We start from the raw sequence: 21428 nt of genomic DNA on the forward strand, positions 1-21428 counted from the left end.
TCCCGGCCGCCGGGCACTTCACCGCTACTCCGGGCGGGAACGCCGGGCCCGAAAGCACTCCCCCCAGGTCTTCCGGGTCCGGTCCGGCCCTCACCGCGCGGAGGCGGTCTTGTTCGAAGATGCCGCTGCTTTTAATCTGTGAGGTTATGAGTACCGTTGACCAGTCGGACGATTTTGAGCAGCTGCATGCGCTGATCACCAGTACCGAGGACATCAAGGGATTCCTGGACGGCATGACCGGCTTCGCTGCCGCCATGATGACCCGTTCCGCCGGCATCCGGATTGAGTGCGCCGTGACGCTGAACCGGCGCAAGCGCAGCGCGTCGATCGCGGGCAGCAGCGACCAGGCGGTAGTGCTGGACGAAATCGAACAGCACCTGGGCCAGGGTCCCTGTGAGGATGCGCTCCGGACGGGGAGCCCGGTGCTCCTGGCCGACGTCGCCACCGACCCGCGCTGGCCGCTATACCGGGAGAGCCTCGAGGCGGCAGGATGCCGGAGCGTTCTGGGCATCCCCCTCAAGCTGGGGCCGAATGCCGCGGCGGTGCTGAACTTTTTTGCCCCCGCCACCGGCCTGTTCACCGAGGACGTCATCGCTGACGCCGAGAACTTCGCCGTCATGGCCGGGCAGGCCCTGAACCTGGCCCTGCGGATCGCCGCCGCCGACCAGCTCGCCGAGAACCTCAGGGCCGCCATGGAAAGCCGGACCGCGATTGATCTGGCGTGCGGCATCATCATGGCCCAGAACCACTGCTCGCACGACGCAGCCTTTGACATCCTCCGGCGCACCTCCAGCACGCGCAACCAGAAACTGCATGACCTGGCCGAGGAGATTGTCGCCGGGTTCTCCGGGACGCCGGCGACGGTAACCCACTTCGAGGACTGAACGTGCCTAGCTGAGGGACTCGAGCAACTCGGTGCAGGCGTCCTCACAGCGGCGGCAGGCCTCGGCGCAGAGCCTGCAGTGCTCATGCATGTGCGCGTGTTTTTCGCATTCCGCAGCGCACACGGCGCAGGCGGTCCGGCACGCCTCGAGCATGGACCGGGCGATCGCGGAGCTGTCGCCGGTCTGCCGGGTCAGCACGGCGCCGGTCACTGTGCAGATGTCTGCGCAGTCGAGGTCGGTCCGGATGCACCTGGTGAGGTCGGCCACCGTGTTCTCGGCAAGGCAGGAATCGGCGCAGGCCGTACAGGTCTGCGCACACTGCAGGCAGGCCGCGATGCACGTGGCCAGCATCTGCTTGTCCTCGGACCCGATGCCTCCGGGGTGGGCATTGAGCATCGCGGTGATGTGGTGGGTCATGGTCTGCTCCTGTCGGTGGTGTCCTGCCTGCCGCTTATGGCGCCACCATAGACCTACCCGGGGCAGGAAACCACGGTCCCGGGCCGGCACCGGCCGCGTTTGGCAGCCGGTGCCGGCGGGATTGCCGCGGGGACGCGGGTCAGAGTGTGGCCAGCAGGTCCTTCATCTCCTGGATCTCCTTCTGCTGCGCCGTGACGATGGCCTTCGCCAGGGCGACCGCGTCGGGGTTCTGTCCGCTGCCTTCCTCGGTCTTGGCCATCATGATGGCGCCCTGGTGGTGGGCCGTCATCTGGGTCAGGAACAGCTTCGCGGCTTCGGTGCCCTGGGCGGCGTCCAGTTTCTTCATGTCGCCGTCGCTCATCATGCCGCCCATGCCGGAGCCCATGCCTGAGCCGTGGGTGGACATGTCGTGGCCGCCGGCCGCTGCCGTGGGTTCGTTCCAGCTCCTGAGCCAGCCGGTCATCATTTCGATTTCCGGCGCCTGGGCGGCCTTGATCTTCTCGGCGAGGGCCGTGACCTCCGCCGGGATGTCCTTCTTCGCGAGCATCATGTCGCTCATCTCCACGGCCTGGGCGTGGTGGGGGATCATCATCTGGGCGAACATCGTGTCGGCCGCGTTGTGTTCGGCGGCGGCCGGGGTTGCGGTGCCGGACGGCGTGCTGGCGGGAGCGGACGCGCTGGCCGGCGCCGATGCGGTCCCGTTTGTGGCGGTGCCACTGCCGGATCCGCCGCCGCAGCCGGCCAGGGTGATCGCCGCTGCGACGGCGGCGGTGGAAAGGGTCAGAAACTTCTTGTTCATGTAAACCAGGTCCTTCAAGCATCCAGTCGGCGTCGGGCGCCGAAAAAAGGTGGGAAGGCGCGCCACTGGCGCGCCGGACGCGACGGGCAACAGCCCGCCGTCGTGCTTGTGGTGCCGGGACACTCCCGGCAGGCCCGGTTTTACGTCCGGCTGATGGACAGTTCGCAGGGTGTTGGTGTGTCCGGCCGGTGGGCGCTGCGCCCGCTCACCGGTCCCGCCGGACCGGCGCGGACGGGAGCTGCGGCAAGCACTGCCGTTCCCGGCACCGGCGCGGCCAGGGTGCCGGTTTTTCCGGAGGGGATGCAGGAGACGGTCATCGCCTGGGTGCCGCTGCAGTCCCCGGCCGGGCATCCGGAGCTCGCCGAGATTTCGTCAACCACGCCCGGGCGGGCAGCCGCGGTGACGTGGGCTTCGCCTGGCGCATGCGAGTGCTGCGAAGGGCCGCCGGATACGGCCGTCACCGCCCCGGCCTGGCCGTGCATGAGGTGGTGGCCGACCATGACGTGCATGCCGAAGATGCCGGAGATCAGGGCGAGCACCAGGGACAACATTCCGGCACGGCGCAGGAACGCCGTGGCCAGGACGCGGTCTGCAGCCATGGCGGGTCCTCCTTCCGTGCCGGATCAGTGTCCGGAGCAGTTGGCTGGGGGTATGTCCCTTAAGGGTATCCGGCCAAGGGCAGCCGGGCGGGGATGATTACGTGGTCCGGGTTCACCGCTGCTGCGCCGGGTTCAGTTTGACCCGGCGCAGCAGCTGGGCGTTAAGGGCGACGACGATGGTGGACACCGACATCAGCACGGCACCGGCCGCGGGGGAGAGCATGATGCCGGCGAAGGCGAGGACGCCCGCCGCCAGCGGGACGGAGATGATGTTGTAGCCCGTGGCCCACACCAGGTTCTGCCACATCTTCCGGTAGCTCGCGCGGGACAGGTCAACCATGGAGAGCACGGCGCGGGGGTCGTTCCCGGCCAGCACCACGCCGGCCGATTCCATGGCGACGTCGGTTCCGGCACCGATGGCGATCCCCACCTCGGCCCGGGCCAGGGCAGGGGAGTCGTTGACGCCGTCGCCCACCATCGCCACCTTCAGGCCGCGGTTCTGCAGTTCGGTCACCTTCTTGTCCTTGTCCGCGGGCAGGACCTCCGCGAAGACCTCGTCGATGTTCAGCTCGGACGCCACCGCATGTGCCACCTGCCGGGCATCGCCGGTGACCATGGCCACCGTGATGCCGCGGTCCTGCAGCGCCGCGACGGCCTGCCGCGATTCACTCCGGACGGCATCTTCGAGGCTGACGGCGCCCAGCACCTGCCCGTCCGCCAGCACGTGCAGTACGGCGGCGCCGCGGTCCATCCAGGCTCCGGTGGTGGCGGCCAATTCGGGCGGTTCGGTGGCCCCGAGTTCCCGCAGCAGGGAAGGCCCGCCCACCTGCACCGTCCGGCCGTCCACCGTCGCACTCACGCCCCGGCCCGTCATCGAGCTGAATCCCGTGGCGGAAGGAACGGAAAGGCCCTGTGCGCTGGCCGCCCGTACGATCGCACGCGCCACGGGGTGTTCGCTGTCCGCTTCCACGGCGGCAGCCAGCGCCAGCAGATCTGCCGGGCCCACGCCGTCGGCAGCTGCAATGTCCCGCACTTCCGGCTCACCTTTGGTGAGGGTGCCGGTCTTGTCGAACAGAACGACGTCGACGGTCCGCATCCGCTCCAGCGCCATCCGGTTCTTGATCAGCACGCCGGCCCGGGCGGCCTGTTCGGTGGAGATGGCAATGACCAGCGGGATGGCCAGGCCCAGGGCGTGCGGGCAGGCGATGACCAGGACGGTGACCGTGCGGGTGACCGCCTCCGGGACGCTGCCCAGCAGGGTCCAGACGATGAAGGTGATGACGCCGGCGCCGGCGGCGAAGTAGAAGAGGAAGGCCGCGGCCCTGTCGGCGAGGGCCTGCGCCCTGGACGAGGACGCCTGGGCCTCGGTCACCAGCCGCTGGATGCCCGCCAGCGCGGTGTCGTCCCCGACCGCCGTGATGCGGACCCGGACCGAGTTGTCGGTGGCAACGGTCCCGGCGATGACCGCGTCTCCGGGGGAGCGGGGCACCGTCTTGGATTCGCCGGTAATCATTGATTCGTCGAACTCGGCCTGACCCTCGGTCACCGTGCCGTCCGCGGGCATCCGCGCGCCGGAGCGGACCAGCACCAGGTCCCCGGCGCGGAGCTCGGAGACGCTGACCGTTTCGGTGCCGGCGCCGGTGATGCGCTCGGCTTCGTCCGGCAGCAGCGCGGCCAGCGCGTCAAGCGCACCCTGTGCCGAGCCGAGGGCCCGCATTTCGATCCAGTGGCCCAGGAGCATGATGGCCACCAGCAGGGCCAGCTCCCACCAGAAGTCGAGGTCGAAGCCGCCGATGCCCAGGCTGGTCACCCAGGAAGCAACGAACGCCACGCTGATGGCCATGCCGATCAGCAGCATCATGCCCGGGCGGCGGGCCTTCAGCTCATTCAGGCCGCCGCGGAGGAAGGGCTGGCCGCCGTAGAGGAAGATGACGGTGCCCAGGACCGGCGGGATCCATTCCGAGCCAGGGAACTGCGGCGGCATGTAGCCGAGCAGGTGGCTGAACATCGGGCTGAAATAGACCACGGGAACGGACAGCGCCAGGGTCAGCCAGAACCGGTTCTTGAACATCGCGGTGCTGTGCCCGGCGTGCTGGCCGTGGGTGTGGACCACGTGGTCATCGTGCGCGTCGTGTCCCGCATGCTGGCCTTGCCCGACGCCGGCAGCTTTGGCAGGTGCCATGGCGGCAGTTGCGCTGTGGCCCGCGTCGCCGGTGGTTACCGTGTGCGGGGAGTGATGTGAGGTGTGCTCTTCCATGATTTGTCAGCTCCATTCCAAAGGTGGCGGATGGGTGCGCTGGGGTTGAACGGCTGTGACGGGGAGGTAGTCCCCTGGACATACCACTTCACTGACAACACCGAAAATATACCCCCGGGGGGTATCTCTGTCAACCATTCCCGACGCGTCCTCAGGTCCCGTCGCTCATACGTCAACGCGTCCCCAGGTCCTGTCGCTCACACGCCTACGCGTCCTCAGGTCCTGTCGCTCATACGTCAACGCTTCCTCAGGTCCTGTCGCTCATACGTCAACGCTTCCTCACTAAAGCTGAGGGAGCGTCGGGCGGGAGGCGACTAAAGCTGGGGGAGGGTCGGGCGGGAGGCGACTAAAGCTGAGGGAGGGTCGGGCGGGAGGCGACTAAAGCTGGGGGAGGGTCGGGCGGGAGGCGACTAAAGCTGAGGGAGGGTCGGGCGGGAGGCGACTAAAGCTGAGGGAGCGTTTTCACATTATTTGCCCAGCCAGGCTAAAAGGATCGCCTCTACCCCTGACCCGCCGCAGGGCCTAAGCTCCACCCATGGCTTCAGTCATCGTCTGCAGCGGCCCCCATGACGGACACGTTTCCCCGATGCTTGGGGTGGCCCGGCAGCTGGTGGGCCGCGGTCACCGGGTGCGGTTCCTGACCGGCCCCAGGTACGAGGACGCGGTGAAGGCCAGCGGTGCGGAGTTCCTGCCGCTGGGGCCAGGCGCTGACGAGCAGCCGCAGAACAGCAACGCGTCCGGGCTGCAGGCGATCCGGGACGGTATCAAGGTGCTGGTCCTGGACCCTGCCCGTGGGCAGTACCTGCCGCTGACTGAGGCCATCGCCGCGGAACCCACGGACGCCGTCCTGGCCGAGATCAGCTTCATGGCCGCATCCATCTTGGCGCGGCAGCCCCGGGCGGGGCGCCCGCCGGTCATCGCCTGCGGCATCCTGCCCGTGACCCTGTCCAGCCGCGACTGCGCCCCCTTCGGGCTCGGGCTGCCGCCCGGAAGCGGACCCTTGTCCCGGCTGCGGAACCGGGCCTTGAACTGGATGGTGGCCAACGTGGCGCTGAAAGACACGCAGCGGCAGGTGGACCAGCGGATGCGCGAACTGGGCGGAGTGGGCCTGAACGGCGACTTCTTCCTCGACTGGCCCCGCAAGGCCGATCTCTTTGCCCAGTTCACCGTGGAGGAGTTCGAGTACCCGCGCTCCGACGCCCCGGCAAACCTCCGCTTCTTCGGGCCCATGGCCCGGCACGCCGCCTCCGCCTCCGTGACGCCGAAGCCTGACTGGTGGGGCGACCTGGACGGCTCCCGCCCGGTGGTTTACGTGACGCAGGGGACCGTCTCCAACGAGGATTTCACCGTCCTGGTCGGCCCAACCTTGGAGGCCCTTGCGGAGGAGGACGTCACCGTCGTCGTCAGCACCGGGCGCCGCCCACTGTCGGCCCTTCCTCCGCTCCCGGCCAATGCCCGCGCCGCCGAGTTCCTGCCCGATGCCGAACTGATGCCCGAGGTTGCCGTTTACATCACGAACGGCGGGTACGGCGGACTGCACTACGCCATGGAGTACGGCGTCCCCATCATCGTCGCGGGTGATACCGAGGACAAACCGGAGGGCGCCGCCCGGGTGGCCTGGGCCGGCGTTGGAATCAATCTCAAAACGGGACGGCCCACCCCGGAAGCCATCCGGGATGCCGTGCGGGAGGTCCTGGCCGACGGCCGCTACCGGGCAGCGAGCCGGCGGATCGGTGCCGCCATCAAGGCTTCGCCCGGTGTGGACGGCCTCATCGACGAGATGGAAGCGATGCTCCGGAAGGGGTGAACAGCATGGAGGACCTGGACGGCGAGGCCCAGCTGAAGCATCTCCAGCATCCGCGCTTCGCCCGCGCCTACGCACGTGCGGTCGGGCGGATGAACGCCCGCGGTGCCACCGAGCACCGGCGCCGCATTCTGGCAGGCCTGCACGGGACGGTCATCGAGATCGGCGCCGGGGACGGGTCGGCCTTCCGGCTCTACCCGCTGGCGGTCACGCGTGTTCTGGCCCTGGAGCCCGACGACTACCTCAGAAGCCTTGCCCTGAAACGTGCCGCCACGTCCGCCGTGCCGGTGACGGTGGTGCCCGCTGCAGCCGAGCACATCCCGGCCGACGACGGCAGTGCGGACGCCGTCGTCGCCAGCCTCGTGCTGTGCAGTGTGGCCGACCAGGCCGCCGCGCTCGCGGAGATCCGGCGCGTCCTCCGGCCGGGCGGGACCCTTGCCTACTACGAGCACGTCCGCTCCGAGCGGCGGGTTGCGGCCGCCGTCGAGGACCTGCTGACTCCCGCGTGGCAGCGCCTGGCCGGGGGATGCCACCCCAACCGGGACACCCTCGGCGCCATCGCCGCGGCCGGATTCACGGTCCAGGACAACCAGCGGTTCGGGTTCGCCGTCCAGTCGCTGACCCCGCCTGTAGACCACATCCTGGGGCATGCGACCCGTGACTGAGGCGGCCCTTGGGCCATGCGACCCGTGACTGAGGCGGCCCTTGGGCCTGCCATGCTTGGGCCTGCCGTTCCGGCCCTTTCGCCAAAAAAGGCCGCCCAGCAGGGGAGTTAGGCGGCCCTTTTGGGTAAATCGGGAAAGTCAGGCGGCCCTTTTGGGTAAATCCGGAAAGCCAGGCGGCCCTTTTGGGTAAATCGGCGGGGTTCGACAGGCTCAACCCGGTGATTGAGCCTGTCGAAGTCCGGATCAGCCGGCGTTGACGGTGACCGTCCGGGTGGCGAGCACCTTCGACGTGAGCCAGTGCAGGAACTGGACGGTGATGGTGTACTTCCCCGGAGCCGGAGGGTGCAGGAGGTAGTCGAACTTCTCGGCGGCACCGGACCTGATGACGTCGGTCAGCAGCGGCTGGCCCGCGATCGAGGGCTGCACGGCCGGCCCTGCGGGGTTCGGCGTGTTCCAGAAAGGCCGGCCGTCGTGCGCGATCAGTTCCGCGATCCTGGCGGGCCTGCCGGCGGCGTCGGTGATGTGGGTCAGCGTGGGGAAGTAGTCCACGTTGAGATAACGGATCAGCGTCGGATGTTTGCCGTTCCTGGCCACGTTGGCCCGCATCTGCGAGATGGCCCAGACGATGTCGTCGCCGCTTGGCCGGGTGGGGATGTTGCCGCCGAGCAGGAAGAAGTGCCTGGGCTCGAACCGGTTCAGCCCGGCATCCTCGCCGTTGAGCCCGGCAGCATGGTTCAGCTCGTGCCACCGCGGATCAAGGGAGTAGGGGGCGATCAGGGTCTCCGTGGCGATGTCATACAGCGGGCCTTCGAACGAATGGCGCCGGGTGCCGGGCGGTGCGGGCATGGCCGGATTCGCGGGCGGGTCGACGACGATCGGCCCGACCATGCCCATCTGGACGTGGAGCGGGGTGTTGACATGGCAGTGGTAGAAGTAGGTCCCGGCCCCGCCGCGGTTCGGGTTGCCGTGTTCGGCCATGTCCGGCCGCCATTGGTACGTGTAGTGCCCCGAAACCTCGAAGGACGTGTGGCCCACGCCGTCGTTGCGCGGGTCCGGTTCAATGCCGTGCCAGTGGATCGTGTGCACCCTCTTGTTGGGCTTCAGCGTGGCCTGGAAGAGCTGGCCTTCCTGCATCCTTACCGTGGTCGCCGGAACCTGGCGGCCGAACTTGTTGCCCTCGAAGCTCCACATCTCGTGCTCGGAACGGTCGGGGAAGGTGAACTTCCTGTTGAAGAAGTCCAGTTCGATGAAGACATCCGGTTTCAGCGGGAACTGGGTTTCCGGGCTGCCCTCGTGGGGCTGGTCTGAAGCGAAGTCCACCTGGCTCCTGTACGTGTGGTGGGGCTCGGCGGCTGTGGGCGGCGTCCCCTTGGCAGGGTCGGGTTGGGCGGCGAGTACCCAGTCGGCAACTAGCCCGCCCGGGTAGAGCCCGCCGCGTGCCGTCTGGGATGGCTCCGCGTGGCAGTGCATCGGATAGGTCCAGTCCTCGGTCCTCGCGTTCCACACCTGGTCCACCACATCCGGCGCCCTGCGGACCGGGAGCATCGCTTCCTTGCGTTCCATGGGCTGCAGCTGGATGGTGTCCTCCCACTGCTGGAGCTGCACGTCGCCCTGCGGTGACACGCGGCCGTGGGAGCGGGGGAAGTCGATGCCGTTTGCCCGCACGGTCCAGACGTGGTTGCCGTGGTAGTGAAGCTGGTGGTCCACGATGCCGGCGTTGAGCATCCGCATGAGGTGCCCGGTGCGGATTGCCCCGGCAGACGGTGAGGCGCTGAAGTTGCGCACGTCGGTCTCGCGGGGGTGGCCGGAGGGCAGGGTGTCCTGGTGCCGCCGGTCGTTGAAGGCCAGATCTGTGGTCACGGCCAGGGACTGGAAGCCCGAGTATCCGTTGATCGTGAAGTAGTTGGGCACCGCCGGCGTCGCCACCGGATCCACGGTCTGCCCCCGTGAGGCGATGCGGGCCCAGTTCGAGTCCACGTCGTGGCAGAGCCACAGCCACTGGCGTTCGAACTCAGCCGCCCCTGGTGCAAGCCGCCAGGCGTTGCGCGGGTCGATCACCACCAGGGCCCCGTACAGGCCAAGGGTCCGTTCCACCGTCCGGTTGCCCGGATCCGTGTACAGGTACGTCCCGGGCGCCGGTGCGCGAAAGCGCAGCAGCTTCGCTTTCCCCGGTGCCACCGGGCCGGATCCGGCGTCGGTCCCGCCGGCCCCGGCGCGGTGGAACCGGATCTCATGCGGCTGTGCCAGGTTGTTGTGCAGCATGATTTCGATGGTGCTGCCGGTCTCGGCGATGAGCGTCCGGAGCGGGAAGAAACTCGCCCAGTATGCCCGCCTTGCAAGGAACTGCCGGGCTTGGGCGGGATCCGGCCGGAGCGGGGTTGGCCTGCCGTGGGGCGGCAGCGGTGCACCCAGCGGATACGTCCGGCTGGCCACCACCCGCCCGTTGGCGGTGATGACCTTCGGGCTCAGCGCCAGCGCCGGCCTCGGATCGTTGACCGCGGTGCGCCGGTCCCCGAAACCCCGGTGATAAACCAGCGAGCCGTCCACCATCGGAACAAACCCGTCGTTGACGTGGATATCGAAGACTGCCATTGCCGGCCTCCTGTGTCGTGGAGACCGTGAATAGATGCGGAACACAGGTCCATGTCGCCCCCAATTGCGCTTACAGACAGCACTCATGCTGGTTGCCGTAGGCTACGAAAATCTTGGGGTTCCTTTATGTCCTGACATGCCCGTCGCCTTCGGCCCGCCCCGCCCTGCTGAGGGCGGGAAGGGCGGGAAGGGCGGGGCCTCAGAGCAGGGCGTCGAGCTCCGCGTCCTCCAAGTTGGCTGCCTCCCGAAGGGCGCCGGGTGTTGCCCCGAAACGGGCGGCCTTCCGCACAGCCTCAGCCAGCAGCTCCTGGGCATGGTCGAGCTCCCACTGGACTGTTTCCAGCCGGGCGGACATCAGCCGTACGGCACTTAAAGGATCAGTTGCTTCGGTGGTGGCCGCCGCCATCCGGAAACCGCAGCGGCAGGCCCACTCCGCCTGGGCAGGCTCCTCCACGCTCCATGGCAGCCGGGGGCCGGCGGGGACATAGCCCAGAACCATTCCGGTGCCGCAGTGCACAGGCACGGCAGGGTCAGTAACGGGGCCATCCAAGGATGACCCGCCGGGGGCAAGGGCGGCCGTTCGGGTGTCTTCGGGCTCCAGTACTGCGGTCATCAATGTGCCTCGATGCAACTAGTTAGAAATAAATGTATCTCGCCTAACTAGTTATATACGTCCGGGAAGTGGAAGTCCACTCTTCTGTTTCGCGGCCGGGGTTCAGGAGTCGATCCCGTCCACGGCGTCCTGCATGCGATGCAGGAAATCGACGATCACCCGCGCTTCATCGGCCGACAGGGAGGAGGCCACGTCCATCATGCGCCTGTGCATGAGTCCCAGGGTGTGCCGGACTTCGTCATCCGACCCCTTCGTTGGGCGGAGGATGAGTGCGCGGCGGTCGGTGGGGTGCGGTTCGCGGCGCACGTGCCCGCTCTTGACGAGCCGGTCCACGAGTGTGGTGGTGGACGCCGAGGTGACGCCCAGGCGTGCCCCCAGTTCCTTGGGGCCTACCGACTTGCCGGCGGCTTCTGCCTGAAGGAGGTACCGCAGGGCCAGGAGATCTGTTTCGCCCATGCCCATGGCTGTGCGGGTGCGGCGCCGCATCGCGGCCTCCGATGCGCGGTAATCCCGCAGAGCGTTGAGCACGCCGACCGCCCCGGTCTGGCGCTCGGTGTCTTGTTCGTACCAGTAGCCTTTGTTTTTGGGCCCCTGCATTCCGCGATCCTTCGATAGACGTACATCTTGATTGTCTAGGTATCTATCTTAGGGTACAGGGACGCCTGCGAAGCCTGCGGGCACCGCTGTCGGGCAGGGTGCCCATCGCGGTGGCGCCAGGCAGGCAGTTTAGGACGCGGGCAGGTTTTCCTTCAGGAGCGCGCGGTGTTCGACGGCGGCAGCCCGGTGCAGCTTCCGGCCCGCCTCGGTCAGCTCCAGATAGAGGGAGCGGCGGTCGTGGGCGCAGGACTGGCGGGTCAGCAGCCCGGCCTTCTCCAGCCGGTCCACCACCTTGGAGACGGCGCTCTGGCTCATGGGGGTCCGTTCGCCGAGGTCCTTCATCAGGCAGGAGGACTTGGTGTCTTCCGCCACCAGGTCCAGGATCTCGAACTCGTTCAAGCCGATGCTGAACTTGGCCTCCAGGGTGCGGCCCAGCGCGCACGAAGTGCGGACGTATGCGTCCTGGATGCTGCGCCATTGCTCAACCAGCAGGCGGTCCGTCGTCGATGCCATGCACCGATTCTAGGCGAAAACGATAGTCAAGTCCACGTCATAATATTCCACGTCATATTCCTTGTCATTGGATGACGCGTCATATAGATTCTGAAACATGACCTCACCAAGCACCCTCGAACGAAGTTCCGGACCAATAGCCACGGCTGTCCGCTGGACCCGCGCCCAGTGGCTCCTGCTGATGGTGGTCTGCACCGTCCTGGCCCTCGACGGGCTGGACGTATCGATGGTGGGCGTGGCCCTGCCGTCCATCGGGCACGAGCTGAACCTCGGCACGGACTCCCTGCAGTGGATCGTCTCCGCGTACGTCCTCGGCTACGGCAGCCTCCTGCTCCTGGGCGGCCGGCTCGCGGACCTCCTGGGCCGCCGGCGCATCTTCCTCATCGCACTCTCGGTCTTCGCGGCCGCCTCCCTGCTGGGCGGACTCGTCAACGACCCCGCCATCCTCATCGCCACCCGGTTCGTGAAGGGCCTCGCCGCCGCCTTCACCGCCCCCACTGGCTTTTCCATCATCACCACCAACTTTGCCGAGGGCCGCCACCGCAACAAGGCCCTGTCCATCTTCACCACCTTCGGTGCCAGCGGCTTCTCACTGGGGCTCGTCGTCGGCGGCCTCATGACCAGCCTGAGCTGGCGCTGGACGTTCCTGGTGTCCGTGCCCATCGCCGTGCTGGTCGTCATCCTGGGCTACCGCTTCATTCCGCGTGACACGCCGGATGCCACGGACAGCGGGCATGACATCTGGGGCGCCGTCACCCTGGCGCTGGGCATGCTGGGGCTCGTGTACACGCTGGTGTCCGCACCGGAGCAGGGCTGGGGATCTGTGGCAACAATCGCCGGATTCATCATCTCGGCCGCCGTGCTGGCAACCTTCGCCGTGATCGAGAACAAGGTCAGGCACCCGCTCATCCGCTTCGGCATCCTGCGCGAGGGCTGGGTGGCGCGGGCCAACCTCAGCGCTGTCGGGCTGTTCGGCTCCTACCTGAGCTTCCAGTTCATCGTGACGCTCTTCCTGCAGTCCGTCCTGGGATGGAGCCCGCTGTCCATGGCCCTCGCCCTGCTCCCGACCGGACTGATCGTGGCCACCAGCGCGCCGTTCGCCGACCGCCTGATCAACATCTTCGGCGCCACCAAGCTGATCCTGACCGGGCTGGTTTCCCTGGGCCTCGGCTACGTGCTGTTCCTCCGGGTGGGCACCACGCCCAACTACGTCCTGGACATCCTGCCCTCGATCATCCTGCTGGGCATCGGCTTTGCCCTCGCCTTCCCGTCCATCAACGTCCAGGCCACGGCGGGCATCAAGGACTCCGAGCAGGGCCTGGCCGCCGGGCTCATCCAGACCAGCACCCAGGTGGGGGCGGCCCTGGTCCTGGCAGTCACCACCGCGCTGGTCAGCGGCGGGCATTCCGACGGCGGCCCCGTCCCCGGCGCGGCCGCCATGCTTGAGCAGTACCGGCCGGGGCTCGTGCTCAGTGCCGCCGTCGCGATCGCCGCGCTGCTGGTTGCCGCAACACCTGCACGACGGCGGCCGGTCGCCCTGGCTGCCTGACCCTGGCTGCCTAACCCGGGCAAGTGCCCGGCGCTGCTACGGCGCCGGGCGCTTTCCCGCGTCGGTGCTCTTCCCCGACGTCGGAACGAACTTCCAGTCGAAGGACCCGTTGCCATGGAGGGTCAGCCGGAGGAAGCCGTGGGTGTCACTGAACCGCTTGGCAATGTAGGACGGCTTGCTTGTGAAGGACCGGAGACCGATGCCTCCGGTGGACACCTGGAACGCCGTCATCCCGTCCCTGACGCACTTGTCCCTGTTGTTCACCGGGCATGAGCGTTCGTAGTTGTGCTGTGACCCGGACAGGGTGAGCCGCACGCGGTGCTTGTACATCACATCGATCCACGGTTTGTGGTCAGCGGCCCGCCCGTGTTCGCTGGTGTTCGAGGTGAAATACGGTTCGTGGTAGACCACGGCCAGGTGCCTGCCCTTCGCCCTGGCGGCGGCCAGGTCTCTGTCCAGCCACACCGTCAGCTGCCGGGCACGTGCGGGGTCGTACCGCCAGTACGCGGAGGACAGGAACGCGAAGTGCCAGGTCCCGAAGTCCTTCGAATAGGGCTGCCCGTTCCCGATGAACCCGCGCAGCTGGTTGATGGCAGCCTTCGCGGGGGCTCCCTTGCACTGGCCGTTCATGAAGTTGTCGAGGTCCTCGTTCCGCCCGGGCTGCCAGTCATGGTTGGGCGCGGAAACCCAGTACAGCTTGCTTTTCGTGCCGCCCCACAGCGGCGTCCAGTACTTCACGTAGTCAGCGCAGCGTGCGGTGTCGTACTGGAAGTCCCCGAGCCCCATAAAGGCGTCAATCTGGTTCGTCCGCACGAGCCTGGCGATCGCGGCACCGTTCCGCCCGGATGCGCTCTTCGGGTCCCGCGTTCCCGGGCCGTTCATGTCGCCCACAGCGGCAATCCTGATGTCAGGCCCGCGCGTGGCGCCCTGGGGCGGTGCGGCGACGGTCGTGGTGGGTTGCGGTCCCGGTCCGGGGGTGTCCCCGCCGCCGGTGGCGAGGGACGCGGCCCAAAGGCCGGTAGCGCCCAGGAGGACTGCGGCGGTTCCGGCAATAACACGATTGCGACGCATTGGGGGTGCGCCTCCCTTCGTGGAGGTGCGGTGTGCACTACTTTGGGCACACCCGGCGTGTCTACTTCTGAGTGTAGAACAGGAACCACGCTTGGCGAGGCTGGCGGTGGAGTGGGCTAGCAAACCACCGCCGCCCCACTCGAAGTCTCAGACCTCCCCCTTGGAATAACCATGGGGCAGCTTGGGAAACGGAAGCCCGGGGCTCCCGGGTCAGGACAGCACCAGCCAGATGCCGATCGCCCCCAGGGCAACGGAGGCGCCGGCGGTCCAGAGGATGGCTGCGATGTCCGGCAGCAGGCGCCCCGCCCGGATACCCTCGACGCTGCGCCCATAGCGCCGCCGCTGGGTGAGGTAGATGCCGCCGCCGGCAGCGACCGTCAGCCCGAACATGGCCAGAACGAACGGCCCCTGTTCCGGCATCCACCGCAGGCAGACGGCGCTCGCGGCGACCAGGGTCAGCACCGTCCGGCCCCAGGCGAGCGCTGTGCGCTCGGGCTGCAGCCCCGGATCGCCATGGAGGGTGCCGCCGTCGGACGGGCGCTTGTCCGGCAGGGGAGCGGGGGCAGGGTTTCCGGTCATGGCTCAGAAGGTTTCACGCAAGAACGACGACGGCGATCACCACGCCTGCCGCGACGGCGCAGCCTGCGGCGAGCAGCGGACCGATCAGCGGCAGCGGCAGGGGACGGTTGGAGCGCAGGCTGCTCTCCACCCGCAGCCAGCGGACGGCAGACCCTGCGCTGAGCAGCATCCCCAGGAGCAGGAGCAGGACCGCCAGCCCGCGGCGGACGGGTTCGGGGAAGACATCCGTGGTGAAGGCCTCCACGGCAATGCCGCCGGCCAGGAGCGCCAGGGACGTGCGGATCCACGCCAGGAACGTCCGCTCGTTGGCCAGCGTAAACCGCGGGTCCGGTTCGGTGCCCCCGGGCAGGAGTCTCTCAGCCAGCCTGCCCCTGTGGGGGTCAGGTCCGGTTGGTGAAGGCGGGGTGGACGGCACGGTCAACAGTCTAGCCAAGCCTGTTGTTTACAAATTCGTGAAATTCTTGTCACACATGGGTAAAGACCGTTGACGCGCGCTTATGATGCGTCCAGGGGCGATGCCGGAGGACTGCGTGCCGACGGCAGGAATCCCACACGTCGGCCGCAAGGCCGGAACCAGAGGAGTGCCCATTGGTTGATTCGCCCTTCCCCGACGAAGCCAGCTGGCCGGGGGATGATTATCCAGGCTCAGAGGCACCACTGGTGCGCGAGCAGGCCTTCGAGATCATCGATGCGGTCCTGGCCGGGACGGATCCCGAGGGGGCCGCGGCCCGCGAGCGGCTGCGGGAACATGTGGCGGCCCATCCCGGAAACCCGGAAGCGGCACTCCACGAGCACCTGGTCTTCACCCGTGCGCTGACGCGGCAAGCGGGAAGCGGACTCAAGGGCAGCGGGCGGACTGCGGAACGCCGCCCGGCCGGGATGCAGAACGGGACGCAGCGCAGCGTTCAGAACAGCGCCGTAGGCCAGGGCAAGGCCGCCATTGAGGCCATCCTGCACGGCGGCATGCTCGTGACGGCCTTCCAGCCGATCCATGATCTGGGCCGCGGCGGCGTCATCGGCGCGGAAGCCCTGACCCGTTTCCTCTGGGAGGAAGACGGCGACGACGCGGGAGCCTGGTTCCGGAACGCCGCCGCCGTCGGGCTCGGCGCGGACCTGGAGTTCTCGGCGCTGCAGGCGGCGGTGGCCGCAGCGCAGGATCTGCCGCGCCATCTGGGGGTGGCCCTGAACCTCTCCCCGGCCGTGTGCCTGGATCCCCGCCTGCCCGGGTTCCTGGAGCACTCCCCCCTGGACCCCGCCCGGATCATGCTGGAACTCACGGAGCCACTGCAGTCCGGCGAACTCGACCCCTTGCTGGACGTCCTTAAGATGCTGCGAAGTTACGGCATGGGACTGGCGGTGGAGGAGGCGGGCGCGGACGCCGCCTCCATGCGCCACATCCGCTCCCTCCAGCCGGACGTCATCAAGATGAACCGCAGCCTGGTGGCGGATATCGACGCCGACCCCAGCCGCCAGTACCTGGTGGCCGACCTTGTCGAATTCGGACGCCGGACGGGAGCGTCGCTGGCCGCCGTCGGAATTGAAACCACAGCGGAACTTGCGGTCCTGACCAGGCTGTCGGTGGCCGCCGGCCAGGGGCACCTGCTGGGACGGCCCACCATCAGCGTGAAGGAATGGGCCAGCTGGGCCGGCCCCGCCGCGCCCGGCGCCCAGAGCGCACACGGGAGGCACGCGGCGGGGCCGCCGCAGCTGAACGGCCACCCGCATTAGGTCAGAGCTCGACGACCTCGAATTCGAGGAGGTCCGCGCCGGTCGCGACGGGCTGGCGGTCCTCGCCGGCGTGCGCTTCGCGGGCCTGGCCGCCCCGCCAGTTCTGGAAGTCCTCCTCGGTGGCCCAGGTGGTGACGACGAAGTAGCGGTCATCGCCCTTGACCGGGCGGAGCAGCTGGAAGCCTTCGAATCCCGGCTGGCCGTCGACGGCGTGTGCCCGGGCGGCGAAGCGCTGCTCGAGTTCGGGGCCCTTGCCTTCGGGGACGTGGATGGCGTTGATCTTCACAACTGACATGGCGTTCCTTTCACGGGTGGAGCTGGTTTGGTGCCGGGGCGGCGTTACCCCTGCTGCGCCGCCCATTCTTCCACCCGGCGGTTGCTTTCCTCCTCGGAGAGGTCTTCCACGCGGGTCATGATGGACCAGCGGACGCCGAAGGGATCGCGGATGCTGGCGTAGCGGTCGCCGGAGACGAACGTGGTCAGCGGCTCGCGGATCACGGCTCCTGCCTGTTCGGCGCGGTGCACCAGGGCATCGGCGTCCGGGCAGTAGAGGCCCATGGAGTAGCAGTCGCTTTCACCCTCCCGCGCCGGAACCAGATGGTATTCGGGGTTTGGCTCGCCGAGCTGGAGGTGGCCGTTTCCGAAGTCGAGTTCGGCGTGGACCACCACGCCGTGCATCTCCGTGGCGCCCACCACGCGGGCGCCGAACACGTCCTGGTAGAAGGCCACCGCCGCCCTGGCGTTGGTCACCGCCAGGAAGGGCGTGAGGCTCGTGAGGCCGTTCGGAATTCCGTGGGTGGTGTGCTCCCCGTGCGCGGCCGTGGCTGATCCGGTGCTTGTAGTATCTGTCATGTCTATGACGCTACGTGCCCCGTGAGCGGCGGCGCTTGGAGATTTGCGACAGCCTGGGAGACACGTGGAGAGTTCGTTCAAGGGGATTCTGTACCCGGCCCGGCTCCCGGCTTTTCACCGCTTTCCGGCTCCTGCCTCCGTGGCGGACCTGGTCCAGTGGTTCTGGATTCCCGAGTGGGACATAGAGCCCGGCCGCGCCTCCCGCCAGCACCTGATCGCGTATCCCGGCTCCAATCTCGTGGTGCAGTCCGATGGCGTGGTCTTCTCCGGGCCGACCACCCGGGCAGCCCACCGTGATCTGGCCGGACGGGGCTGGGCGGTCGGCGCGCTGCTGCGGCCGGCGGCCGTCCCGCTGTTCACCGGCGATCCCTCCGCGCTGCGGGACACGGAAGAGGCCGTGGCCGCGGATGATCTGCACCGTTCCGTTTTGGAGGCCATGAACACGCACGACGGCGATGCCCGCCGCGGGCAGGCAGTGGATGCCTTTACCGGCTGGCTGGCTTCCCATGCCGGGGTTGCGGTGTCCGAGGAGGCGCTGCTCGCCAACCGGCTGATGGACGTCACGGGTTCGGACACCTCGCTGGTACGGGTGGAGGACGCGGCGTCTGCGCTGGCGGTTTCGCAGCGGACCCTGCAGCGCGTGGCCAGGAAGTACATCGGCCTCAGCCCCGCCGCGCTGATCCGGCGCCGCCGTCTTCAGGACGCCGCCGAACGGACACGGCTGGATCCCTCGGCGGACCTGGCAGCGATAGCTGCCGAGCTGGGGTACGCCGACCACGCGCACCTGACCAATGACTTTCAGAAGTACCTGGGCTTCACCCCGAGCACGTACCGGCGGGAACTAAACGGATAGTTCCGTCCGGCGGTACCGCAACTCCTTCAAAGCTCTGTTCAGCGGACAAGTGCCGGCACGATGTTGTGGTTGTAGCGGAACACGTTCTGCGGGTCGTAGCGATTCTTGATGGCCACCAGGCGCCGGTACTTGTCCTCCCCGTAGGACCGGCGCGCGGCGTCGGTGTCCCGCTGTCCGAGTTCGGCGCCCAGGAAGTTGACGTACTCGCCGTGCTCCGAGAACGGCTGCATGGCGGCATAGGCTTTGCGGGCGAAGGCGGTGAGCCGTTCGTCCTCGGCCGCGTCCTTCCAGAACCCGTACACGTTGAGCCAGAAGCGCGCGGACCGGTTCGGGAATGCCGTGGCGTCCTCCGGTACCCGCCCGAAGGCGCCTTCCAGGTGGTGGATGTCGATCCCGGTTCCTTGCCACGCCAGTTCGGAGGCGAAGCTCAGCAGTACGCCCACCACCTCCTCGTCCAGGCGGGAGAACGAGACGTTCTTCCAGTAGCCGCGGGAGCCCTTGGGGAACACGGAGTCCATGGCGCTTTGCCAGTCCAGCCACGGCGTCGGCCCCATCTCCTGTTCGTCGGGCGGAACCTGGACGCGCAGCTGTTCCACGAGGCCCAGGCCGGTCTGCAGGTCCGCCGATGCCCACGCGAACCCGATCACCATCCACGGCTCGTCGCCCATTCCGAACTCGGGCGGCAGCACCAGGAAGGAGATGATCGGGTTCATCTGCTCGGGCAGGTTGCGGGTCCAGGCGGCGAACGCGATGAGGGCGTTCCGCCAGCGCTGCGGCCGGTAGAAGAAGTTTCCGCCCAGGGGTGTTGCCGGCAGGGGATGTGCGCGGAAGGCGAAGGAGGAGGCGACGCCGAAGTTCCCGCCGCCGCCGCGCAGTCCCCAGAACAGGTCGGTATTCTTGCGTTCGCTGGCATGCAGGTGGTCGCCGCCGGCAGTGACGACGTCCACGGCCTCGAGGCTGTCCAGGGTCAGACCGTAGGAGCGGGTCAGCCAGCCGACGCCGCCGCCCAGGGTGAGTCCGGCCACTCCCGTTCCGCTGATTACGCCGAGCGGAACGGCCAGACCGTGTGCCGCCGTCGCCCGGTCCACGTCCGCCAGCGTCGCCCCCGGCCCGACCGTAACCAGGCTGTTGCCCGCGTCGACATGCACGTACCTCAACGCCCCGAGATCCAGGACGAGGCCGCCCTCAACGGTGCCGTGCCCGGCGATGTTGTGCCCTCCGCCGCGGACCGCCAGTGCCAGCCCGCCGCGTTGCGCGGCGTCGAGGACCGCGTCGATGTCAGAGACAGCGCCCGCGCGGGCAATGGCTACCGGCCGGACATCCACCATGCCGTTCCATACCGCCCGGACTTCCTCGTAGAGCGGATCCTGCGGCTCGATCAGCTGTCCCGACAGCCGGCCGCGCAACTCGTGCAGCGTCTGCCGGATCTCACGTTCGGTGCTGTTTTGATGAACTGTAGCCATCGGTCGGCGCTTCCGGATCGGAGGGTGAAAGCCCTTGGGAACCTGTTGTGATGTCCAGAGTTTAGGAGTGCGGCCTGTACCGGGCAACAGCGTTTTTGTTCCCCGCCGGGCGGCATGAAACGCTCGACGGCGGCTGTCCGGCCAGCTGCCCGGGCTAATCATTCGTGGTGCTAATCATTCGTCGTGCGGAGGATGTCGCGGAGAGCGCGCGCGGCCTTCTCTGCCGCCGAGCGGGGCTCTGCTGTCCCGGTGGTGACGTCCTCCACGGCCCGGGCAACCGGCAGTTCGGCGATCACGGCCTCCACGACATCACCCTGGCCCTCAAGGATGCCCCACTGGCTGAGATTGGTGACTCCGTGGAGCAGGACGGAGAGGACCTCGGGTGGATAGAACATGCCCAGCGGTTCCCTCCGGGCGATGCCTGTTGGCATCGTCCGCCAGGCATCAGCATATTCCGAGGGTCGCGCAGCGGTTCCGGCGCGGACCGGAAGACGTTCCTCCGGGGCAATGGAAAGCCAGTCCGCGTAGCTGTCACCCACGATGTACTCCACGAACTTCCGGGCCCGGTCAGTGTCGGAATCGCTGGTGACAGCCCAGGAGCTGATGTCGCCAAAGGCCGCCGGCGGGTGCCCGCCGCTTCCCTGGATGCCCGCCACCACGCCTGTGTTCCTGGACAGGAACCCGGGGTCCTGCGTGCAGTCGGGGCAGCTGGGCCTCGCGTCGGTCCGCAATCCCGCCAGCTCATCCAGCAAAAGGGTTGACCAGACCGCCATTGCTGCCCTGCCTGAAAAGTAGGCAGTGCGGACCGTGCCGTCGTCCTGGATTTCGGGAACGGAGTAGTTCCTGAGCATGTCCCGGTAGAACCCGAGCGCGCCGACGCACTCGGGGCTGTCAAAAGTGATGATCCGCCGTGAATTGACCAGTTCACAGCCGTTGCCCTGGGCGATGTGTTCAAAAGATTGCTGGGTGATGGCCCGCCCGGCATTGTTCGCCGCAACGAAACCCGCCAGCCCGGGCCCGTGCAGCTTTTCTGCCGCTGCCCTGATGCGGGCGTACGTGGTCGGCGCTGCCAATCCTGCCCTAGCGAACAGGTCTTTGCGGTAGTACAGGACATGCTGCCAGGATGCGGCTGGCACTGCCAGTTGCCGCCCGCCGTCGCGGGTCAGCTGCAGGGAGCGCGGTGACCACGTCCGTTCACCAAGGGCTCGGACCACGGCGGCGTTGGCTTGTGCATCGACGTAGTTGCCCGCTGCGAGGGTGCGCACATGCCTGAGCGACACGCCGCCAATGACGTCGGGCAGGTTGCCCGAGGACGCCGACGAGCTCAGGGTCTGCTTGAACGTGTGCTCGGGCACGCTGACGAGTTGCGCCCGCAGACCGGTGGCGGCTGTGAAGCCTGCCGCGACCGCCTGCATCTTCAAGACCCGGTCCGGAAGGGTGTCCGTGATCCAGACGGTGATGTCTTCAGAATCCGGGACCTTGGCCGGGGACCCGCCCGGCCCGGGACCGGATATGCAGCCGACAAGCGCCGCTGATGCCAGCGACAGTGCAGCCAGGACGCCGACGGGCGCCCAACCTCTGGTTCTGTTCACC

At 67.9% G+C, this 21428-nt stretch carries 21 protein-coding genes; 6 read left to right on the forward strand and 15 right to left on the reverse strand.

Annotated features, from left to right (window positions below; all coding sequences use genetic code 11):
• The first annotated feature begins 146 nt into the window (after positions 1–146).
• The gene (locus tag ACFUTU_RS04170) at positions 147–884 is read left to right on the forward strand and encodes a GAF and ANTAR domain-containing protein (RefSeq protein ID WP_377960982.1); all 738 of its coding nucleotides are present in this window, start codon (positions 147–149) and stop codon (positions 882–884) included.
• A gap of 6 nt (positions 885–890) precedes the next feature.
• Here the strand turns inward: ACFUTU_RS04170 and ACFUTU_RS04175 are convergent, their stop codons facing one another.
• From ACFUTU_RS04175 to ACFUTU_RS04190, 4 genes are all read right to left on the reverse strand, one after another.
• Positions 891–1301: a four-helix bundle copper-binding protein gene (locus ACFUTU_RS04175; RefSeq protein ID WP_377960985.1), complete on the reverse strand. Its 411-nt coding sequence runs from the start codon at positions 1299–1301 to the stop codon at positions 891–893.
• 139 nt (positions 1302–1440) lie between these two features.
• Positions 1441–2100 carry a DUF305 domain-containing protein gene (locus ACFUTU_RS04180; RefSeq protein WP_377960987.1) on the reverse strand — a complete coding sequence of 220 codons (660 nt, stop codon included), beginning with the start codon at positions 2098–2100 and terminating at the stop codon, positions 1441–1443.
• 140 nt (positions 2101–2240) lie between these two features.
• Complete coding sequence (locus tag ACFUTU_RS04185) at positions 2241–2699, reverse strand: hypothetical protein (protein ID WP_377960990.1); 459 nt, start codon at positions 2697–2699, stop codon at positions 2241–2243.
• 112 nt (positions 2700–2811) lie between these two features.
• Positions 2812–4881: a copper-translocating P-type ATPase gene (locus ACFUTU_RS04190; RefSeq protein ID WP_377961128.1), complete on the reverse strand. Its 2070-nt coding sequence runs from the start codon at positions 4879–4881 to the stop codon at positions 2812–2814.
• A 610-nt stretch (positions 4882–5491) separates the two neighbouring features.
• On the opposite strand from ACFUTU_RS04190, the gene ACFUTU_RS04195 reads away from it, so the two are divergent.
• Both ACFUTU_RS04195 and ACFUTU_RS04200 read left to right on the forward strand, forming a co-directional pair.
• Positions 5492–6763: a glycosyltransferase gene (locus ACFUTU_RS04195; RefSeq protein ID WP_377960993.1), complete on the forward strand. Its 1272-nt coding sequence runs from the start codon at positions 5492–5494 to the stop codon at positions 6761–6763.
• A gap of 5 nt (positions 6764–6768) precedes the next feature.
• A complete protein-coding gene (locus ACFUTU_RS04200) occupies positions 6769–7425 on the forward strand; it encodes a class I SAM-dependent methyltransferase (RefSeq protein WP_377960996.1) in 657 nt (218 codons plus the stop codon).
• A gap of 243 nt (positions 7426–7668) precedes the next feature.
• Here the strand turns inward: ACFUTU_RS04200 and ACFUTU_RS04205 are convergent, their stop codons facing one another.
• The 4 genes from ACFUTU_RS04205 to ACFUTU_RS04220 form a co-directional block, all read right to left on the reverse strand.
• On the reverse strand, positions 7669–10017 hold the full coding sequence (locus ACFUTU_RS04205; protein WP_377960998.1) for a multicopper oxidase domain-containing protein: 2349 nt from the start codon (positions 10015–10017) through the stop codon (positions 7669–7671).
• A 199-nt stretch (positions 10018–10216) separates the two neighbouring features.
• A complete protein-coding gene (locus tag ACFUTU_RS04210) occupies positions 10217–10630 on the reverse strand; it encodes a hypothetical protein (RefSeq protein ID WP_377961001.1) in 414 nt (137 codons plus the stop codon).
• Positions 10631–10732: 102 nt separating this feature from the next.
• Entirely contained in the window at positions 10733–11227 is a 495-nt protein-coding gene (locus ACFUTU_RS04215) for a MarR family winged helix-turn-helix transcriptional regulator (protein ID WP_377961003.1), read from the reverse strand.
• A 129-nt stretch (positions 11228–11356) separates the two neighbouring features.
• Complete coding sequence (locus ACFUTU_RS04220) at positions 11357–11740, reverse strand: MarR family winged helix-turn-helix transcriptional regulator (RefSeq protein WP_377961005.1); 384 nt, start codon at positions 11738–11740, stop codon at positions 11357–11359.
• A gap of 97 nt (positions 11741–11837) precedes the next feature.
• On the opposite strand from ACFUTU_RS04220, the gene ACFUTU_RS04225 reads away from it, so the two are divergent.
• Positions 11838–13289 (forward strand): MFS transporter, encoded by a 1452-nt coding sequence (locus tag ACFUTU_RS04225; RefSeq protein ID WP_377961008.1) that lies wholly within the window; start codon positions 11838–11840, stop codon positions 13287–13289.
• Positions 13290–13325: 36 nt separating this feature from the next.
• Here ACFUTU_RS04225 and ACFUTU_RS04230 read toward each other — a convergent pair whose 3' ends face one another.
• The 3 genes from ACFUTU_RS04230 to ACFUTU_RS04240 form a co-directional block, all read right to left on the reverse strand.
• Entirely contained in the window at positions 13326–14360 is a 1035-nt protein-coding gene (locus tag ACFUTU_RS04230; RefSeq protein ID WP_377961010.1) for a hypothetical protein, read from the reverse strand.
• 210 nt (positions 14361–14570) lie between these two features.
• Positions 14571–14939, reverse strand: coding sequence for a DUF202 domain-containing protein (locus ACFUTU_RS04235; protein ID WP_377961013.1), 369 nt, complete (start codon positions 14937–14939; stop codon positions 14571–14573).
• Between the two features lie 13 nt (positions 14940–14952).
• A complete protein-coding gene (locus ACFUTU_RS04240) occupies positions 14953–15372 on the reverse strand; it encodes a YidH family protein (RefSeq protein ID WP_377961015.1) in 420 nt (139 codons plus the stop codon).
• Between the two features lie 155 nt (positions 15373–15527).
• Between ACFUTU_RS04240 and ACFUTU_RS04245 the strand changes: the two genes are divergently transcribed.
• Positions 15528–16667 (forward strand): EAL domain-containing protein, encoded by a 1140-nt coding sequence (locus ACFUTU_RS04245; RefSeq protein ID WP_377961017.1) that lies wholly within the window; start codon positions 15528–15530, stop codon positions 16665–16667.
• A gap of 1 nt (position 16668) precedes the next feature.
• On the opposite strand, the gene ACFUTU_RS04250 is transcribed toward ACFUTU_RS04245, so the two are convergent.
• On the reverse strand, positions 16669–16962 hold the full coding sequence (locus tag ACFUTU_RS04250) for an antibiotic biosynthesis monooxygenase family protein (protein ID WP_377961020.1): 294 nt from the start codon (positions 16960–16962) through the stop codon (positions 16669–16671).
• Between the two features lie 44 nt (positions 16963–17006).
• Positions 17007–17519, reverse strand: coding sequence for a VOC family protein (locus ACFUTU_RS04255; protein ID WP_377961023.1), 513 nt, complete (start codon positions 17517–17519; stop codon positions 17007–17009).
• Positions 17520–17583: 64 nt separating this feature from the next.
• Between ACFUTU_RS04255 and ACFUTU_RS04260 the strand changes: the two genes are divergently transcribed.
• A complete protein-coding gene (locus ACFUTU_RS04260; RefSeq protein WP_377961025.1) occupies positions 17584–18372 on the forward strand; it encodes a helix-turn-helix domain-containing protein in 789 nt (262 codons plus the stop codon).
• Positions 18373–18410: 38 nt separating this feature from the next.
• Here ACFUTU_RS04260 and ACFUTU_RS04265 read toward each other — a convergent pair whose 3' ends face one another.
• Entirely contained in the window at positions 18411–19835 is a 1425-nt protein-coding gene (locus ACFUTU_RS04265) for an FAD-binding oxidoreductase (RefSeq protein ID WP_377961028.1), read from the reverse strand.
• 170 nt (positions 19836–20005) lie between these two features.
• Positions 20006–21427: an ABC transporter substrate-binding protein gene (locus ACFUTU_RS04270; RefSeq protein ID WP_377961030.1), complete on the reverse strand. Its 1422-nt coding sequence runs from the start codon at positions 21425–21427 to the stop codon at positions 20006–20008.
• Position 21428 lies beyond the last annotated feature (1 nt).

The sequence above is a fragment of the Arthrobacter sp. NPDC057388 genome, assembly GCF_042668165.1.
GTDB lineage: Bacteria > Actinomycetota > Actinomycetes > Actinomycetales > Micrococcaceae > Arthrobacter.

Coding starts and splice junctions, on each gene's coding strand:
- ACFUTU_RS04170 (WP_377960982.1), top strand. CDS start 147: ATGAGTACCGTTGACCAGTCGGACGATTTTGAGCAGCTGCATGCGCTG.
- ACFUTU_RS04175 (WP_377960985.1), bottom strand. CDS start 1,301: ATGACCCACCACATCACCGCGATGCTCAATGCCCACCCCGGAGGCATC.
- ACFUTU_RS04180 (WP_377960987.1), bottom strand. CDS start 2,100: ATGAACAAGAAGTTTCTGACCCTTTCCACCGCCGCCGTCGCAGCGGCG.
- ACFUTU_RS04185 (WP_377960990.1), bottom strand. CDS start 2,699: ATGGCTGCAGACCGCGTCCTGGCCACGGCGTTCCTGCGCCGTGCCGGA.
- ACFUTU_RS04190 (WP_377961128.1), bottom strand. CDS start 4,881: ATGGCACCTGCCAAAGCTGCCGGCGTCGGGCAAGGCCAGCATGCGGGA.
- ACFUTU_RS04195 (WP_377960993.1), top strand. CDS start 5,492: ATGGCTTCAGTCATCGTCTGCAGCGGCCCCCATGACGGACACGTTTCC.
- ACFUTU_RS04200 (WP_377960996.1), top strand. CDS start 6,769: ATGGAGGACCTGGACGGCGAGGCCCAGCTGAAGCATCTCCAGCATCCG.
- ACFUTU_RS04205 (WP_377960998.1), bottom strand. CDS start 10,017: ATGGCAGTCTTCGATATCCACGTCAACGACGGGTTTGTTCCGATGGTG.
- ACFUTU_RS04210 (WP_377961001.1), bottom strand. CDS start 10,630: ATGACCGCAGTACTGGAGCCCGAAGACACCCGAACGGCCGCCCTTGCC.
- ACFUTU_RS04215 (WP_377961003.1), bottom strand. CDS start 11,227: ATGCAGGGGCCCAAAAACAAAGGCTACTGGTACGAACAAGACACCGAG.
- ACFUTU_RS04220 (WP_377961005.1), bottom strand. CDS start 11,740: ATGGCATCGACGACGGACCGCCTGCTGGTTGAGCAATGGCGCAGCATC.
- ACFUTU_RS04225 (WP_377961008.1), top strand. CDS start 11,838: ATGACCTCACCAAGCACCCTCGAACGAAGTTCCGGACCAATAGCCACG.
- ACFUTU_RS04230 (WP_377961010.1), bottom strand. CDS start 14,360: ATGCGTCGCAATCGTGTTATTGCCGGAACCGCCGCAGTCCTCCTGGGC.
- ACFUTU_RS04235 (WP_377961013.1), bottom strand. CDS start 14,939: ATGACCGGAAACCCTGCCCCCGCTCCCCTGCCGGACAAGCGCCCGTCC.
- ACFUTU_RS04250 (WP_377961020.1), bottom strand. CDS start 16,962: ATGTCAGTTGTGAAGATCAACGCCATCCACGTCCCCGAAGGCAAGGGC.
- ACFUTU_RS04255 (WP_377961023.1), bottom strand. CDS start 17,519: ATGACAGATACTACAAGCACCGGATCAGCCACGGCCGCGCACGGGGAG.
- ACFUTU_RS04265 (WP_377961028.1), bottom strand. CDS start 19,835: ATGGCTACAGTTCATCAAAACAGCACCGAACGTGAGATCCGGCAGACG.